The sequence below is a fragment of the Mycetocola tolaasinivorans genome (assembly GCF_003667565.1).
Lineage (GTDB): Bacteria > Actinomycetota > Actinomycetes > Actinomycetales > Microbacteriaceae > Mycetocola > Mycetocola tolaasinivorans.
Map to the genome: position 1 here is coordinate 1 of NZ_RCUX01000019.1, position 16,648 is coordinate 16,648.

Consider the following 16,648-nt stretch of genomic DNA (forward strand, 5'->3'; position numbering starts at 1 on the left):
GTAGCCGCTACCGCGGTGACTTCGAGGAGCGCCTGAAGAAGGTCACCAAGGAGATCCGCAACCGCGGCGACATCATCATCTTCATCGATGAGATCCACACCCTGGTGGGTGCCGGTGCCGCCGAGGGTGCGATTGACGCCGCGAACATCCTGAAGCCGCTGCTCGCGCGTGGTGAGCTGCAGACCATCGGTGCCACCACCCTGGACGAGTACCGCAAGCACTTCGAGAAGGACGCCGCCCTCGAGCGCCGCTTCCAGCAGATTCAGGTGGGTGAGCCCTCGCTGGCCCACACCATCAACATCCTGAAGGGTCTGCGCGACCGCTACGAGGCCCACCACAAGGTGTCCATCACCGACGGTGCCATCGTCGCGGCCGCCAACCTGGCTGACCGCTACATCTCCGACCGCTTCCTGCCGGACAAGGCCATCGATCTGCTCGACGAGGCCGGCGCACGCCTGCGCCTCTCGCTGCTGTCGAGCCCGCCCGAGCTGCTCGAGTTCGACGAGAAGATCAACGACGTGCGTACCCGCAAGGAAGACGCCATCGAGGGCCAGGACTTCGAGAAGGCCGCATCGCTGCGCGACGAGGAGAAGAACCTCCTCGGCGAGCGTCTGCGCCTCGAGAAGAAGTGGCGTTCGGGCGAGGTGACCACCGAGGCTACGGTCGACGAGGGTCTGATCGCCGAGGTGCTCGCTCAGGCCACCGGTATCCCGGTGTTCAAGCTCACGGAGGAGGAGTCGGCACGTCTGATCTTCATGGAGAAGGCCCTGCACGAGCGGGTGATTGGCCAGAACGAGGCGATCAGTGCGCTCTCGCGGACGATCCGTCGTACCCGCGCCGGGCTGAAGGACCCCAAGCGTCCCTCCGGTTCGTTCATCTTCGCCGGCCCCACCGGTGTCGGTAAGACCGAGCTGGCCAAGGCCCTCGCCGAGTTCCTGTTTGACGACGAGAACGCCATGATCTCGCTCGACATGTCCGAGTACGGTGAAAAGCACACCGTCTCGCGTCTGTTCGGTGCTCCCCCCGGATTTGTTGGATTCGAAGAGGGCGGCCAGCTGACCGAGAAGGTGCGTCGTAAGCCGTTCAGCGTCGTGCTGTTCGACGAGATCGAGAAGGCTCACCCGGATATCTTCAACTCCCTGCTCCAGATTCTGGAAGAGGGCCGGTTGACCGATGGTCAGGGTCGCGAGATCGACTTCAAGAACACCGTCATCATCATGACCACGAACCTCGGTTCGAAGGGCATCGCCGGTGGTCCGGTTGGTTTCCAGGCCTCGGGCGACTCCGCCGCGACCTACGACATCATGAAGGGCAAGGTGAGTGAGGAGCTGAAGAACCACTTCAAGCCCGAGTTCCTGAACCGTGTTGATGACGTGATCGTGTTCCCGCAGCTGAACAAGCCCGAACTGCTCCAGATCGTGGACCTCTTCATCGGCCGCCTGCGCGACCGCCTGATGGACCGCGATATGACCATCGAGCTGACCCAGGCCGCAAAGGAGAAGCTGATCGACATCGGCTTCGACCCGAGCCTCGGTGCCCGGCCGCTGCGTCGCGCGATGCAGCAGCACATCGAGGACCAGCTCTCCGAGCGCATCCTGCACGGTGAGCTGGGTGCGGGCGACCACATCCACGTGGACGTCGCGGACAACAAGTTCGTGTTCACCACCTCGCGCCAGGCAAACGCCCTCGATGCCTCGCTGACCAACGCGGCCCCCGCGATCAGCACCGGCCCGGCCACCCCGGACCTCCTGGCCTCGGGCGAGTAGCCCACGGCACACAGAACCGGCCCATCCCGTCACGGGGTGGGCCGGTTCTGTGTGTCTGGATACCCGGGTGTGCAGGTTTTGAGCGGGGAGGGATACGCTGAGAAGATGACAGCTTCGACCGCCTCCGACATCACCATCCGTCGCGCTCGTACCCGGGATGTCCCGGGCATCATGGCCCTGATTCAGCCGCTCGTGGAGCGACGCATCCTGCTCGGTAAGGAGCGCGTGGTGTTCTACGAGGCGGTGCAGGAGTTTGTGGTGGCCGAGGATGCCACCGGAACCCTGGTGGGGGCCGGTGCGCTGCACGTCATGTGGGAGGACCTGGGGGAGATCCGTACCCTCGCGGTGTCCGATGATCTGCGCGGCGCGGGGGTGGGTCACCTCATCATCGACCGCCTGGAAGCGCAGGCGCGAGAGCTCGGCCTCACCCGACTGTTCTGCCTGACGTTTGAGACCGGGTTTTTCACCCGTCACGGGTTTGAGGCCATTGAGGAGCGCCTCGTGGACGCCGAGGTATATGCCGAGCTGGTGCGCTCGCCCGATGAGGGTGTGGCGGAGTTCCTGGACCTCGCCCGGGTGAAGCCCAACACCCTGGGGAACACGCGCATGCTGAAGCGTCTCAACGCTGCTGGATAACAGCCGCATATTGTCACCCGACTCGGCGCTGCTGCCGGTGGTGGGGGATCGCCCGGCTAGTCTGGGATTATGAGTGTTTCGCCCCCCGGTTCCGGTCGTCCGTCGAAGAAGGTTTATGCGCGGCGGCGGCTCCTGGTGCTGTTGGGGCTGGTGGCGGCCATTGCGGTGGTTGTGCTGTTGATCGTGCAGCCGGGGTCGACGTCGGAGCGTCCGAAGCCGCAGGTGACGCCGATCACGAGCTCGTCGAGTGAGCCGTCGCCGTCGGTGACACCGACGGGGGATGCGGCGACGCCGAAGTGCGAGGCGAAGCAGATCGTGGTGAGCGCGATCACCGATAAGGGCAGCTATGCGGCGGGGGAGAAGCCGCAGCTGAAGATGTCGATCACCAATACCGGGAGCGATGCGTGCCTGATCAATGCGGGGACGGCGAAGCAGTCGTTTACGATTTCGGCCGGCGATGATCGGGTGTGGACGTCGACCGACTGCCAGGTGGAGCCGAGCGATCAGATGTCGAAGATTGATTCCGGCCAGACGGTGACATCGGCGGAGGCGATTTCGTGGGATCGCACGCGTTCGTCGGCGGAAACCTGTGATGGCGCGCGGGATGCGGTGCCGGGCGGCGGCGCGACGTATCAGCTGTCGGTGAGTATCGACGGCAATAAGAGCGCGAACGCGAAGCGGTTCGTGCTGGAGTAGGAACCCTGGGACAATAGGGGTATGGCAAAAAAGAAGCAGCCGTCTTTCCGTTCCGAGCAGCTTGCTGAGGCGTTGGCCGAGCAGGACATGGCGAAGGTGGCGTTTGCGCTGCGCAATCACAGTTTTGTGGTGCCGCTGATGAAGCCGCGCACGGGGGACAAGCCCACGGCCGATCAGTCGGCGGATGTGTGGCTGTATCGTGCGCCGGATACCGGGAAGGTGGCGCTGCTGCTGTTCTCGGATGCGAAGAATAAGCCGGATGCCCTGCCGCCGTTTGTGGCGCTGCACAGGGGCCTGTGGCTGCATGATTTCCTGCGCACCCACGGTGCGGAGATCGATACGGTTTTCTTTGATATTGCGGGGCCGCATCCGTTGCAGGCACCGGCGTCCGAGATCATGCGGGTGCTGGATATCTAGTTCCCGCGAGGGGCACCCTGCGCATTACCGCTGACACGAGGTGGGCGCTAGAACGCGGCGTCGAGTTCTTTTTCTCGGGTGGTCGCGGCTGATTTTCGTGCCTGGCGGAGGGCTTCCTGGATGCCCTCGGATTCGTGGTCGACGATGCTGGCGTAGCCGAGGCGTTCGGCTTCGGTGCGGCGCTGGCGGGCGGAGACCACGGGGCGAATTTCCCCGGCGAGGGAGATTTCACCGATGGCGGCGAAGGTGTGGGGCACGGCGAAGTCTTTGACGGCGGAGGCGATGGCGATGGCGATCGCGAGGTCGGCGCCGGGTTCGGTGAGGCGGACGCCGCCGACGGTGGAGACGTAGACGTCCTTATCGGAGAGTTTGAGGCCCGCGCGGCGCTCCAGTACGGCGAGGAGCATGGAGACGCGGGAGCTGTCGACCCCGTTGGTGACGCGGCGCGGATTGGGGGCGGAGGAGGACGCGACGAGCGCCTGAACCTCCACGGGGAGCGGCCGGCGGCCCTCCATGGCGACGGTTACGCAGGTGCCGGAGACGGGCGTGCCGCGGCTGATGAAGAGGGCGCTGGGGTCGGGGACCTCGGCGATGCCGTCTCCGGCCATCTCGAAGCAGCCAACTTCGTCGGTGGGCCCGAAGCGGTTCTTGAGTGCGCGCACGAAGCGCAGCGCGGTTTGGCGGTCTCCCTCGAAGTGGCAGACGACGTCGACCAGGTGCTCCAGTAGGCGCGGACCGGCGATGGTGCCGTCCTTCGTGACGTGGCCCACGATGAGGACGGGAAGGTTGCGCTCCTTGGCGAGGCGCACGAGGGTCTGGGCGACCTCGCGCACCTGCGCGGGCTGGCCGGCCAGGCCGTCTGACTGATCGCTCGATACCGTCTGGACGGAGTCGACGATGAGGAGCTGGGGATCGATGGACTCCACCTGCCCCAGGAGCACACCGAGGTCGGTTTCGCTGGCGATGTACAGGGTGTCGACGAGGGCCCCGGTGCGCCGCGCCCGCAGCGACACCTGCCCCACCGACTCCTCGGCGCTGACGTACAGCACGCGCGCCCCCGAGCGGGCCACTCGCGCGGCCACCTCGAGCAGCAGCGTGGACTTACCCACCCCGGGCTCGCCGGAGAGCAGAATGGCCGCCCCGGGGACGATACCGCCGCCGAGCACACGATCGAGCTCACCGATGCCGCTGGGCCAGTGCGTCAGCGCATTCTCGGTAATGGTGGTGATGGGCCGCGCACTGCGCTCTGCCGAGACGTTGGCCGCCTGCACCCGCGAGGCACCCGGCTGAGCGCCGACCTCCTGCACGGTGCCCCACTGCTGACACTCGCCGCAACGACCTACCCACTTCGCGGCATGCCAACCGCACTCGGTGCAGACGTATGCGGAGGTGATCTTGGCCATAACCTCAGCGTACCCGCCACCCCCGACCCCGCACGGATTGCGCCCCAACCCGCCTCAAAACTTGCCCCGCACCCGAGGGCTCGACACGCCGAACGCGCCCAAAAGCGGCCTCGATTCGCGCCCGGGAAGCGGATATCGTAGACTCTTTCTCGGTGACGTGTCCGAGCGGCCGAAGGTGCAACACTCGAAATGTTGTGTAGGTTCACCCCTACCGCGGGTTCAAATCCCGCCGTCACCGCCATAAAAACCCCCTCTCCTCGGAGAGGGGGTTTTGCTTTGGGCTCCGAGTCCCGCCCAGGGCACGCGGCCTTGGCCGACGAGGATCCCGAGCACAACCACGATTGCACCCACCGGCTGATACCAGGCGAGGCTTTCGCCAAGAGCCAGTACCCCGAGGGCGATCCCAACAACGGGCGCGATATAGGTGACCGTGGAGGCGGCGGTCGCGCCCCAGTTGGCAACGATGCTGGCGTTCCAGACGTAGGCCAGACCGGTGCCGAACGCGCCGAGAACGAGCATCGATGCCGCCCCTGCCGGGGAGATGGTGAACGGTTGGTTGGCGATGACGGGGCTGAGCACCACCATAACGATGGCAGCCAGACCCACCTGCGCGGTCGCGACGGGGATCGCGGTGAGGCCTCGAGGAGAGACGAACCGCCGCATGTATACGAAGGCAATTCCGTAGCTCAGCGTCGCTCCGAGGCACGCGATGTAACCGAGCGGGCCGGTTTCGCCGTCGAATCCACCCAGGGGATCGAGAACGAACAGAATGCCGATGAACCCCAGGCCAAGCCCACCCACTTTCCAGCGGTCCGGCCGCTCGGACGGCAGCGCCAGTAACGCGACGCCCATGGTCATGAGGGGCGTCGTCGCGTTGATGATGCTCGCTACGCTCGATGGAACGTGTTGCTGTGCCCACGCGAACAGCAGGAACGGCACAACGCACAGCAGCATCGCCACGACGAAGAGGTGTGCCCAGATGCGCCCGCCTCGCGGAAGTCGTTGACGGCTGACGAAGCAGACGAGCGCGAGCGCTACCGCACCGATTGCCAAACGAGCTAGCACCACCTGCGTTGGCGCGAGGTCCTGTAACCCGATGCCGACGAGGAAGAAGCTCGACCCCCACACCAGAGCAAGCAATACGTATTGAGTCAGTGTGCGGCGTGACCCCGCCGATCGTTCAGAACCTTCAGCCATGGTTTCATGATCGGTGACATTCATACATCGGTGCTGGCGGAAAACGGACAATGCAGGCTTGCGACGACCTGCCTTTCACCCGATGACGTTGCCGAAGTGGTTGCGGTCCGCGGATGTCTACGACGGCGCTAAGCCCGGGGTGAGCGACCTCGCCCCCGGCGGGATCCCAGTGGTGGTATCTTGTCGGGTGTCGAAGCTTGCGCGTCACCCCCAATCACCTGTGGTTACGTAACCCTGTGACGGTGTTAGAAGCCGTGTATGCGGTCCGCACGAATGCGCTGTTCGACGCACATCAGGATGACCAGGAGTTCGGACACCGGTTTCTCGCCGACGAGGCCCGTGCTGCGGGGAAGAAGGCCGGGCCGCCTGTGCACAAATATCTTGTGTTGCGCGAGTTCACCGTCTCAAGCTCGAACGAGCTCTGGTTGCCTGACATCTCCGAGCACTGGACCGCCGAGGGCAATCTTTACCGCTGCGCCGCCAAAGACGTCTACGCGCGCCGAATCGTGGGGTACTCGATCAGCGATCGGATGCGGCCCTCGGTCGCTGTCGACGCGCTCAACAGTGCAGGCACCAGGCACGGTGATGTGAGCGGGTGCGTGGTTCACAGCGACCGAGGACCGCAGTTCCGGTCGCGCCGCTTCGTCGGCATGATCAACCGTCACGAGATGGTCGGATCGATGGCCAGAGTCGGTGCTGCGGCCGACAACGCAGCGATGAAATCGTTTTTTAGCCTGCTCCGGAAGGACATCCTCAACCGGCGTCCCCGGGTCTGCCGCGAGGCGATGGTGACGTGGATCGAACAGAAGACCTCCCACCGACGCCACGGGCAGGCCCGCCTGGGCTGTTTGACACCAATCGAGTGCGAGACCATCATGAACACCACGACTACACTCGCTGCGTGACTAAGAACTGTCACTTAAACGCGCAACAGCCTCATTCAACCAGAGGATAAACGCGAAAAGAGTGAATATATGTGACTGGAGGAGCATCCGAACAGGCTTGTGGGCCTGGATGGGTTTTTACAAACATCACAGGCCCCGTCCCGATCGGTGTTGTCGCTTCCATGCCTCGTGCGGGCGAGATTACAGGCCACCACCACTATTGCAGTTTCGATTGCTGTTTTTGCAAAAACTGAGTGTTGAAATAGTTACCCTCCTGATACCTGAGCTTCTCCTGTGTGTGGCAACGAGCTAAGAATTGGCTCAACCCGCCTGCCTGGTCGGGCAAAAAACCTCACCTTGCTATCTGCGAGCATGAAAGACAGGGAGCTTATCCGCTGTAAAACCATCGATGTTTCGCGGCAATGGCTGCTAGTGACGGCACTCGCGAGGCAGCTTGCATACTCAATCGCTCTATCGCTGCCAGGACCAGCTCGGCTGGCCACATCCCCGGCGATTCAAGAACGCACGTCGCGACCTTGATCGTCATGGATGTTATCTGCGAGGGATCAGCCCACCCTTCACCAGGAAGCGAACGCCGCGCATTCCGGAAGCTTTCAACTTTCAGTTTCCGCGTGGTGTGGGCTGCCAATACGACGGGGCGTCCATCACTTGGGCCCGCGAGAAACAGGTCTGAAAGCTCGGCCTCCAGGTATGAAGGCATGCGACTTCGCGTTGCCTCACTTGCGAGTTGCCAAATCAGCCAGAGTGCGCGGCCTGAGAACTCCACCCGATGTAAACGGAATGCGTCCTGTAGATCTAGAGTGGGCACCCTAAGTGAAGATCCGTCTTGTCGCAGCGCACTTTCGATCGCACGAAATTGCTTTGGGGTGAGTTTATGCGCGGCGTCGTTAAATCCGGACGCAACGGACATGATCGTAGCCGTCGATGCTTTTTCCAGGACGGAGATGATGCATAACATGAGATCGGGCCCTTCGCTCACTGAGAGTTGAACAGCCCACCAACCAGGGTCATTTCGGTGCTCACGATAGCTTGCTTCGACACTTGCCGCCTCCTTGAGTTCAGGAGAGGACGCGTGTACAGACACGATTGATAAATCAATTGACTTGGGAGCCTTGGCAACCGCCCTGCCAAGAATCCATCCTTTGCCCCAGACCTTTGCGATGCTTCCCAGATACTGTTCCCACTCAGTTGAGGATGACGCAGCTGTGACCGTTGGAATGGAGCCTGCAACTTCTGAAGCTAAGATTGCGAAGGGAGACCTCGGCCCGATATCCGATTCCTGGGGGGGCATCTGATTATCAGACAATACGGTGTTTGCACTTTGAATTAGAGACGTCAATTCGGTGTCAGATCCTCTGGCGCTGATAAAGCAGCCCTCATTAAGATCTCCCCTTATGAGTTCAGTAGTGTCCACGTCGGACCCTGAGTAACCTCCTAAAAGTAGTAGTTCAGCAGTCCACTGATTTGGCTCGTCGTGAGTCTTTATGGCTGCTCTAAGCTTTGAGATTCGCTCTCCGCGGAGTGCCGTAAATGCGCGAAGTCGTGCAGCAACATCGAACCAATTTGCTGTCGGCTCGTATTTCTCCCACCACCAACTCGTGATGTTGTCTGACGGGTTTGAATGAGCCAACAGGCTCGCAGCTGCCGCCCGTCGCACCTCGACGTCCTTATTATTCTCAAGTCGAAGTTTGAGGTGAGTAATCGCCTGCGCCCGGCCGGCCCGTTCTCCAAACCGAAGCGGGCCACTCGCCGAATCGATCGCTCCATCCTCTGCCAGGATTATGCCTGGTCCCTCAAATACGAAGTCGACTACTTCTTGAATTTCGGTGTTGGTTAGGCCGTCGTAAACACGATCGTTGAGAAGGGTCGCTGCCATCGATCGGAGCAGAGGGCGGGGTGCCACCTTCTTATCGACTGTGAAAAAGTTACCGATTAACGCGCGTATCTCACCCTTAGCAAGCATTCCAATAAAAAACCTGCAAGTGTTGGCCCAGTATGGTCTTTCCAAAAGAGCGTTGAGACCGTCATCGCGTGAGTTCCCCTCACCTCTCGGCGAGAGATTATCGTAAAGGTGCAATGCGGCGAAGTACTCACGCAGGGATTGCACTTCAAACTCGAATGCGTCTTCGCGCTCCACCAGACAAAGCACCCGATCTGTGAGCGCGGAGTACAGATCATCAGCGAGTTGTTGTTCTTCTGGCTGGCCGGCGAGGTAGTTTCGTAGAAGATCTCGGAGCTCACGGCGCGTTATTGAGCCCGCGCTGCGGCCCTCTTCTGCTTTCGACTGGAGATACCACCCTAGATACGCATGAGTATCTTCGACTACTCGTCTCTGAGCTTTGAGGAGAGGCTCCTTATCTTCAGTCTGTTCTCGGTCTAGGAAGGTTTTCAGATACTCGCCGTATAGTTCAGTGCGCTGCTGGGGAAGCATCTGACGTCTCTGAAGTAGGTGCAACAAGATTGCCAGTTGCATCGGGTATGACGCGAGTTCATTTATGTGCGGCACATGCTGACTATCCATGAAGGTGGATTGTAACCTGCTCGCAGCCTCGGGTGAGATTTGCGCAACTTCAACCCATTGTCTGAGGTATTGTAGCCTCAAACCTTCAGTGAGCCGTTGCAAGTGAAGAACAGGGAACGCCCCTGATGAAGTCAGTGGACGTAAAGACGACCCTGGGCGAGTCGCAACAAGTATTACAAGATCTGCTGCATCGGCCTTTAGCCTTCCATGCATACGAATGATTTCCTCAACTACACGTGCGCGCGTCTCAAGATTCGCAACCTCATCAAGCCCATCAAGCGCAAGCAGTACAGGTTCGGTAGCCAGGAGAACTACAAGATCTTTTGCCGAAAAACTGTGTAGGCCAATGCGGCTGGCAATGTGGTCGACCAGGTAGTTTTCGAGGTTTAACCAACCACTGTCACCATGCTCTGCATTTCGGAGTTTTTTTTGTTTCTTGTCTGAAGTCGATTGTCTCGCCCATTGTGCATACCTGCGCAGGTCGATTCGAATTGGGAATCGTACGGTCGATTCGGAGTGACTCGGCACAGACTGCCCAGCAGAATATGTGGTTTCATTAAGACGCCGGGCACGATGAAACTGGCAAATATATTGCAATAGGGTGGATTTTCCCTGCCCGGGGCCCCCAACCAGAATCGCGTTGCCAGCCCATTCTGAATGTAATAGAGCTTGCGTCGCACCAGTGACTACGTAGCCTGTCGATCTTTCGATTTCATTGGTGTCGCCAGGGGCCTCCTTCGAGATCTGCTCCAAGAGTCGCGCAAGTGGGGAACCATCGCGTTGGCTCCCCACTGGTACGTCGACAAACATAGATTCGATGGTGGGGCCTCGCAACTCGGCCTGTTGAAACTGAACGGTATTTTCGGATGCAAAGCGGTCCCCGAGATAAGCGTTCAACGCACTCTGCAATTTTGCACGCTGATGTTGTTGTTGCTCATGGTCAGCTTTCATCCGAAGAAGTGTCTCCACAGAGTAATCTGCACCGGCCTTGGCATCTATGATGCTGTGATGCGTTGGGCACATCAGCATGAGGTTCTCTAGTCCGTCAACAGCCGCGTAGTCGGGGTCATAGCGTGGCCCCTCAGCGCTTTGACCTCGAATATGAGCTTCTTCTCCAATGATCCTCGCTCCGGCCCTACCTAACTCTGAGCCCTCACCGTCAATCGTGAGTTCTTGCAAACAGGTGGGATATGCGCATTCATTGTGTGATCGGGCCCATAGACTCTTGCGTGTGGTGACGGAGATACTCATCCCGCTCCTTAGAGTTCAAAAGAATTTGTGTCCTTCGGTGCTTAACGGTAGCCGAAGACCGCGAGCAACTTTACTTCGCCCAATTTGCTTCACATACCTCAATGAACATTGCTGCACGCTGAGATCGTGGGCTCAACTAGCGAATTAGCTTGCTGTGGCTCGCGATTACTTGATGGGAGGACAGCTTGTGACGGCTCAGCGCTGCGGTCACGGATGATTCGTCTCTCCAAGTATCTGTATCGCAGAGTTCCTGGACAAAGGCTTCGACGTCCTGTCGCAATGCCGCTAGATGGCGTTCTGTGATGACACGCGTCCCCGGAGGAACGTGCGCCTGGGGAGCGAGATCGATGGAAGGATGAACGAGTACAGGAGTCACCTTGTAATCACCGGGATAACGATCCTCGAACCATGTGAGGGAGGAATGTGCCAACTGTTTGGCATCATCTTTGATGATCTTTGGATCTGATCGGCTGGTCCCGGTCTTTAACTCAATCACTGCGTAGTTCCGATCGGTCAAGGCCCAAAGATTGTCAGGCCCTCCATCATTTATTTCCCTTTCCGGTCGAGTCGAACCTAAGCCAAGATGGAGCCCGAGGAGCCTGAATTGCTCTTCAGCGAGGTCGGCAGCCTGCTCGACTCCCCAGACGATGTTGTCAAAAATAGCGGATACAGAAAGCTCCATCTGACGAGCATCTTGATACTGAGCTAGATGAGATGTGGCAGCACGCCCTTGGATGAGGGGCGCTGACAATTGCTTGTATTTTGGAGGAATCGACGGTAATAATACGCTGAAATTCAGTTTCTTAGCAGCAGAAAGCGTGCGCTGTGAATCGGTTGGATTGACGAGCTGTTGATAACTTGCAAGCTCTTCGAGATACCATCCCTTCTCTTGCTCGCCATTTACGGAATCAATAGCAGTGCGAAGGGCATCAACTGCCCCTGGGACGTCGCCAGAGATTGCAAAGTTGAATGCCTTGCGTCGCCCAACAGCAACTTCTGTCACTTCCTTTCCTTGTTCATAGGTCACATCGGCGGTAGCGGCAAGGCTCTTGTTGACCCAATTAGGGTCGCGTTCGAGAAACATGTTCAGAAGAGCAGTCATTACAGTGATGCCTTCGCCCTGAATCTGATCAGCGAGCTGGAGGCTCAGTTCAATTTGAGCACGGGTACCAGGGGAGTAGAACTGGCGCAGTTGCGGATCACGGAGCGTGAGAGCTGCTTCGCGCGTCAGGACCAGTACTGCGCAATGATCTTCGACGTCGCGAACACCTCGACCCATTCCCTGTTCAATCTTTTGCACTTCTAGTCCTCTAAAATGCATCGATCTCGTCAGCGCGGCTGCGGCTCGCTGATCATGCGGAGTGAGCGGTGTTGGAACTCCATCAACGATGAGTAGTCGACAGGCGTCTCCGGGTAGATCGACACCATCATACTTATTGACTAGCACAACGACCCCGAGATGCTCACCAGCTTTCATCCGTTCAACATAGTGGTGCATGTCATTCACATAGAGGGTGATGTCAGCGACGTCCTGCCACAGATCCGCCTTGTACCCGCCGGGAACGAGTACGACTACGTTTACTGGTTGAGCTTCCGCCACACCATCGCCGTCACGGTCACCGTCTGCGAAGTTCCGTGCCATCTTGTAGATTGCTTCCACTGGTAGACGCGGGTTGATAGACAACGGTGCAAGGATTATGCGGTCTCCAAGATCGGAAGCTTGGTTCGGGGTAATCGGCTCGCTAACTGCTTTTGGGTCGGCATCAAGTTCTGTGACGAGCACACCTTCATCTGCCAATGTTGCAGTCAGATACACTCTGCGATTGGCTCCGCGAAATGCGGGCGTCACCGAGATATCTGGACATGGAGTTTTGATTTCTATACCGCGAGATGTGAAAGTCACAATTGACAATTTGAGTAGGTCAGCAACATATGGCCACGAGAAGTAGAGTGACTGGATGCTGGAATCCTTGGCAAACGGTTGGATGATTTGCATCATTTCTTCAGCCCGGTCGAGTACAGCTTTGGGCGGTACTCGCAGTGGAGCTGAGTGTTCATTTGCCTTTATTTCAGCGAAGGTTTTAGGACTCTGTGCACGTAGATCGGAAGCGTACAAGTCGAGAAGTGAATTGAAAGCTCCTGCGGACCTCGGAATGAACGAACTGAATAGATCGGTAGTCGCAGCCAAAGCTGCGTGAGCATCGTCAACGATCACTACCCCAAGGGGTATTACTTTCTTAACTCCGCGAACCCCAAATGCACTCTGGCCATTAAGAAGTTTGTGGAAGGTCGTGACAAGTACAGCCTGTGATGATCGAAAGGACTCGTCTTTCATATCGTCCGTCGCAGGGATCTGCGCTTCAGCTGCTTCCCTCATGACTTGTTTGATCAGAAATTGGTCCGGAACCAGGAAAACCGCGGGGCCGATACCTTCGTGCAAACTTGACTGCGCAACGAGAAGTCCAGTCAGAGTCTTCCCACCACCCGTGTTTTGTTTCAGTACAAGATCTGACTCGTGACGCCGTTCATACCACTTCTCTAGAACTTCATTTTGTTCAGGTCGTAGCCGAGGCCACTTCCGTCCTTGTAGCGACGCATAAATCTCGCGTGGACGAGTGAGTTTAGCCCCTTTGCTAGGGTCGATCTCATCCCATCGGATTGCCATGGCTTCACCTTCCTATTGCACATCTTTACGATCAGTCACGGGCATGACACTTGACGCCTGCTGGGTTTTGTACAGCCTATTGCTAGTTTCGGCCGTTAACGGGTATGGCACGATCAGAGTCAAACGCCGGCCTGCGATAAATAGCTAATGGCTGACGAAGGTACCTCTCGGACATGTTCAGGCATCAGAATCAAACCTGCTGACCAAGGATGGTGTTTCGGACTCAAGCACACGACTATCTTGGTGCCGGGCATATGGCTGGCGGAACCAATTACGGACTTCTCTTTAATACGCTCGCGACTTATCGCAAACCTGGGTCTGTAAGACTTCGAAATGGCGAACGTAATCACCCCTTCAGAACGCCTAGCTCAGGTGCCGTGACCACCAGTGCGGCTGTTTTTGTTTGGATCGAGGCGAGAGCGGGCTCTCGACCATCCGCTGAAGTTGATCCGCTCGGACGGACAGCCGCCATAAGTGTAGTTCCCTAGCGTGCCGCGGCCGCCGTGCGCGCCGCCAGCGTCGCGAACGCCTCGCGCAGCTCGGGAGGCCCCTCCACCTCGATGGCGCAGCCGAAGCGGCAGAGGGCCGCGGCGAGCGAGACCCAGGACCACGAGCCCGCCTCCAAACGGCAGCGATCCGGCCCGAGGTTCGTGAGGGTGCCGTCGCCCACAAACGGGCGTACGTCGCGCGCGGGGAGCGCGAGGATCACGGTTCCGACGCACGGCCAGACGTTCTCCCGCTCGGAGCCCTTGAACCGTGCCGATACGTACGCCGAGACGTCGCCTCCGGGAACCTCCCGCGGGGTGAACCGGGGGCCGGTCGGGATGCGCGGGATGATCCGTTCGGCCCGGAAGAAGCGCCAGTCGTCGCGTTCGAGATCCCAGGCGATCAGGTACCAGCGGCCGCGGACCGTCACGAGGTGGTGCGGCTCCACCCGGCGCGGGAGAGCTTCCGCGGCAACCTCCGGAGAAGGCATCTCGGTATCGCGCGCGGTGTAGTCAAAACGCAGGACCTCGCTCGCTCGGATGGCCGCCGAGAGGGCGAGCAGTACAGCCGGGCTTACCGCACGAGAGGAGGCCTCACCCGGCCCCGCGGGCAGCGCGGTGACCTCCAGCGTGCTGAGGCGGTGCCGCAGCCGGGAGGGCATCACCTGGCGCACCGTGGTGAGCGCGCGCAGGGCAGCCTCCTCAATACCCACCCCGGTCACGCTCGCTGACTGGAGGGCGAGCGCGAGGGCGACCACCTGATCGTCGTCGAACAGGAGCGGGGGAAGCTCGTGTCCCGCATCGAGCCGGTAACCGCCATCCGGGCCCATCGTGGCGTCGATGCGGTACCCCATCTCGCGCAGCCGCTCGATGTCTCGGCGCACGGTGCGATGGCTGATCTCCAGGCGCTTGGCGAGGAGTGCCCCCGGCCAGTCCCGCCGCGTTTGCAGCAGGGACAGCAGGGTGAGCAGTCGCGAGGTGGCCGTTGTCATATCTTGATCCTAGGCGGGGTCTAGGACCAAAGCTGTCCTAGACGTTCGAGAGAGTGGGAGTACCGGGAACCTCCCGGGCAGCCATCCAAGGAGCGGACATGACCATCACGACCACCACCCACCTCAACTTCCACGGCAATGCGCGCGATGCGCTCGAGTTCTACGCCACCGTCTTCGGTGGCGAGGCCACCATCGCAACCTACGCCGACTTCGGCATGCCCGCCGAGGCCCCAGGCTCCGCCGGCGTCGTCTTCGGCCAGGTCGAGACCGCGGGCGGATTCCGCGTCATGGCCTACGACGTCCCAGGTCAGAACTACGCCCCCGGCCAGAACGACGCCACCGCCCAGACCGGCACCACTCGCCGCGAAAACGGTGCCACCCTGACCACCCAGCCCTTCTTCGTCTCCGTCCGCGGCGAAACCCTCAACGAGATCACCGCCTACTGGGAGCGCCTCTCGTCCGGTGCCACCATCGTGGAACCGCTCGCGGCCTCCGCCTGGAGCCCCGGATTCGGCATGCTCACCGACTCGTTCGGCGTGACCTGGATCCTCGACGTCGCGGCCACCTACCCGGCCGAATAGCGCACCGGCCCGCGGCGCGTGCAACCGCGCGCTGCGGGCTTCGGACCCGCTACCGAAGCGTGCACTTTCGGCCAAAGGGGTGGACCCTCCAGGTTTGATTTTGCGAGGGTACCAACATGAGTCCGCGCAGGGAGGCACGATCCGAGTCATTTCGGGAGCGCAAGCGCGCCGTCGTGGACGTCATCCTGCTGGTGGGTTCAGCCCTCGGCATCGTGGTCGGGGTCACGCTGATGGTGGGTACCCCGTGGCACAACCTCGAACAGACCGATCGCCTCCACCGGCCGGGCGGAAGCCTCCAGCAACCTGAGATCCCGGTCTGTCCGTAGCCGTAGCCGCAACCGCTAGGTCTGGCAGCTCGGGCACCAGTAGGTGTCCCGCTCCTGGGTGGGGTCGGTACCCAGACGCCCGGTCAGGATCAGCGAGCCGCAGCGGCGGCACGGCTTCTGCCCGCGGCCAAACACCCAGTCGGTCTGCCCCGGACGATTGATCCCGGTGGTGATCCGGCCCGGCCGATCGCGATTGGCACGGATGAGCCGCGCCGAGAGATCCACCAGTGGCTCCAGGGCCACCTCCGCCACCGGGCGGGTGGGCAGCACACCGCGCAGGAAGCAGATCTCGTTCACGTACTCATTGCCGAGCCCCGCAATATTGCGCTGATCCATGAGGGCTACGTGAATTTCCCGCGACGGCTCCGAGGCCAGCCGGGCCACGGCCTCGGCGGCATCCCAGTCGGCAGCCAGTGGATCCGGGCCCAGAAACGCCAGCTCGGTGGCCTCGCGGCTGCGCGGATACAGCTTCACAAACCCCAGATCAAACCCCACTGCCTGATACTCGGCCGTGGTGATGACCGCCCGCGCCTGAAACGCCGGGCGACGCCAGGTCGACCCCGGACGATACAGGTGCCAGGATCCCTCCATCCGCAGGTGCGTGTGCAGCGTGAAGTCACCCACGCGCATGAGCAGGTGCTTGCCGCGGGCCGCAACCGATTCGATCCGGGCCCCCGTGAGATCGCTCGTCGCAAACTCGGGAATCCGGAGATCCCAGCCGGTCACGATCTGCCCGGCGAGGGCCGCATCGAGATTGCGGGCGGCGCGAAACAGGGTATCGCCCTCAGGCATGGGGCCCTCCCACTC

The 16,648-nt window shown here is 60.5% G+C and carries 13 protein-coding genes and 1 tRNA gene; 8 read left to right on the top strand and 6 right to left on the bottom strand.

The genetic code is table 11. The features are described 5' to 3' along the window. From D9V32_RS15610 to D9V32_RS15625, 4 genes are all read left to right on the top strand, one after another. The coding region (locus tag D9V32_RS15610) for an ATP-dependent Clp protease ATP-binding subunit (protein ID WP_147440511.1) at positions 1-1,766 on the top strand (1,766 nt) is incomplete at its 5' end. A 105-nt stretch (positions 1,767-1,871) separates the two neighbouring features. Continuing rightward, positions 1,872-2,402 carry an amino-acid N-acetyltransferase gene (locus D9V32_RS15615; RefSeq protein WP_121649843.1) on the top strand — a complete coding sequence of 177 codons (531 nt, stop codon included), beginning with the start codon at positions 1,872-1,874 and terminating at the stop codon, positions 2,400-2,402. Between the two features lie 69 nt (positions 2,403-2,471). Next, on the top strand, positions 2,472-3,098 hold the full coding sequence (locus tag D9V32_RS15620; RefSeq protein ID WP_121649844.1) for a hypothetical protein: 627 nt from the start codon (positions 2,472-2,474) through the stop codon (positions 3,096-3,098). A 21-nt stretch (positions 3,099-3,119) separates the two neighbouring features. Next, positions 3,120-3,515, top strand: coding sequence for an SseB family protein (locus tag D9V32_RS15625; RefSeq protein WP_121649845.1), 396 nt, complete (start codon positions 3,120-3,122; stop codon positions 3,513-3,515). A 47-nt stretch (positions 3,516-3,562) separates the two neighbouring features. Here the strand turns inward: D9V32_RS15625 and radA are convergent, their stop codons facing one another. Then, complete coding sequence (radA, locus tag D9V32_RS15630) at positions 3,563-4,918, bottom strand: DNA repair protein RadA (protein ID WP_121649846.1); 1,356 nt, start codon at positions 4,916-4,918, stop codon at positions 3,563-3,565. Between the two features lie 151 nt (positions 4,919-5,069). Here radA and D9V32_RS15635 point away from each other — a divergent pair. Beyond that, positions 5,070-5,159, top strand: a tRNA-Ser gene (locus D9V32_RS15635). On the opposite strand, the gene D9V32_RS15640 is transcribed toward D9V32_RS15635, so the two are convergent. Beyond that, entirely contained in the window at positions 5,138-6,139 is a 1,002-nt protein-coding gene (locus D9V32_RS15640) for a DMT family transporter (RefSeq protein WP_245982369.1), read from the bottom strand. The two genes, D9V32_RS15635 and D9V32_RS15640, sit on opposite strands and share 22 nt — an antisense overlap. A 173-nt stretch (positions 6,140-6,312) precedes the next feature. Between D9V32_RS15640 and D9V32_RS15645 the strand changes: the two genes are divergently transcribed. Next, positions 6,313-7,020, top strand: a complete 708-nt coding sequence (locus D9V32_RS15645; RefSeq protein ID WP_121649848.1) for a DDE-type integrase/transposase/recombinase — start codon at positions 6,313-6,315, stop codon at positions 7,018-7,020. Positions 7,021-7,387: 367 nt separating this feature from the next. Here the strand turns inward: D9V32_RS15645 and D9V32_RS15650 are convergent, their stop codons facing one another. From D9V32_RS15650 to D9V32_RS15660, 3 genes are all read right to left on the bottom strand, one after another. Next, complete coding sequence (locus D9V32_RS15650; protein WP_121649849.1) at positions 7,388-10,792, bottom strand: NACHT domain-containing protein; 3,405 nt, start codon at positions 10,790-10,792, stop codon at positions 7,388-7,390. A gap of 136 nt (positions 10,793-10,928) precedes the next feature. Beyond that, a complete protein-coding gene (locus D9V32_RS15655; protein WP_121649850.1) occupies positions 10,929-13,457 on the bottom strand; it encodes a DEAD/DEAH box helicase family protein in 2,529 nt (842 codons plus the stop codon). Between the two features lie 484 nt (positions 13,458-13,941). Next, the gene (locus tag D9V32_RS15660; RefSeq protein WP_121649851.1) at positions 13,942-14,934 is read right to left on the bottom strand and encodes a helix-turn-helix transcriptional regulator; all 993 of its coding nucleotides are present in this window, start codon (positions 14,932-14,934) and stop codon (positions 13,942-13,944) included. A 98-nt stretch (positions 14,935-15,032) separates the two neighbouring features. On the opposite strand from D9V32_RS15660, the gene D9V32_RS15665 reads away from it, so the two are divergent. Then, on the top strand, positions 15,033-15,515 hold the full coding sequence (locus tag D9V32_RS15665) for a VOC family protein (protein WP_121649852.1): 483 nt from the start codon (positions 15,033-15,035) through the stop codon (positions 15,513-15,515). 116 nt (positions 15,516-15,631) lie between these two features. Further along, positions 15,632-15,841 carry a hypothetical protein gene (locus D9V32_RS15670; protein ID WP_121649853.1) on the top strand — a complete coding sequence of 70 codons (210 nt, stop codon included), beginning with the start codon at positions 15,632-15,634 and terminating at the stop codon, positions 15,839-15,841. Between the two features lie 15 nt (positions 15,842-15,856). Here the strand turns inward: D9V32_RS15670 and D9V32_RS15675 are convergent, their stop codons facing one another. Continuing rightward, a complete protein-coding gene (locus D9V32_RS15675; RefSeq protein WP_121649854.1) occupies positions 15,857-16,633 on the bottom strand; it encodes a DNA-formamidopyrimidine glycosylase family protein in 777 nt (258 codons plus the stop codon). Positions 16,634-16,648: the final 15 nt, after the last annotated feature.

Bases quoted from the DNA above. Each gene is read 5' to 3' on its own strand.
- D9V32_RS15615 (WP_121649843.1), top strand. From the start codon at position 1,872: ATGACAGCTTCGACCGCCTCCGACATCACCATCCGTCGCGCTCGTACC.
- D9V32_RS15620 (WP_121649844.1), top strand. From the start codon at position 2,472: ATGAGTGTTTCGCCCCCCGGTTCCGGTCGTCCGTCGAAGAAGGTTTAT.
- D9V32_RS15625 (WP_121649845.1), top strand. From the start codon at position 3,120: ATGGCAAAAAAGAAGCAGCCGTCTTTCCGTTCCGAGCAGCTTGCTGAG.
- radA (WP_121649846.1), bottom strand. From the start codon at position 4,918: ATGGCCAAGATCACCTCCGCATACGTCTGCACCGAGTGCGGTTGGCAT.
- D9V32_RS15640 (WP_245982369.1), bottom strand. From the start codon at position 6,139: ATGAATGTCACCGATCATGAAACCATGGCTGAAGGTTCTGAACGATCG.
- D9V32_RS15650 (WP_121649849.1), bottom strand. From the start codon at position 10,792: ATGAGTATCTCCGTCACCACACGCAAGAGTCTATGGGCCCGATCACAC.
- D9V32_RS15655 (WP_121649850.1), bottom strand. From the start codon at position 13,457: ATGGCAATCCGATGGGATGAGATCGACCCTAGCAAAGGGGCTAAACTC.
- D9V32_RS15660 (WP_121649851.1), bottom strand. From the start codon at position 14,934: ATGACAACGGCCACCTCGCGACTGCTCACCCTGCTGTCCCTGCTGCAA.
- D9V32_RS15665 (WP_121649852.1), top strand. From the start codon at position 15,033: ATGACCATCACGACCACCACCCACCTCAACTTCCACGGCAATGCGCGC.
- D9V32_RS15670 (WP_121649853.1), top strand. From the start codon at position 15,632: ATGAGTCCGCGCAGGGAGGCACGATCCGAGTCATTTCGGGAGCGCAAG.
- D9V32_RS15675 (WP_121649854.1), bottom strand. From the start codon at position 16,633: ATGCCTGAGGGCGATACCCTGTTTCGCGCCGCCCGCAATCTCGATGCG.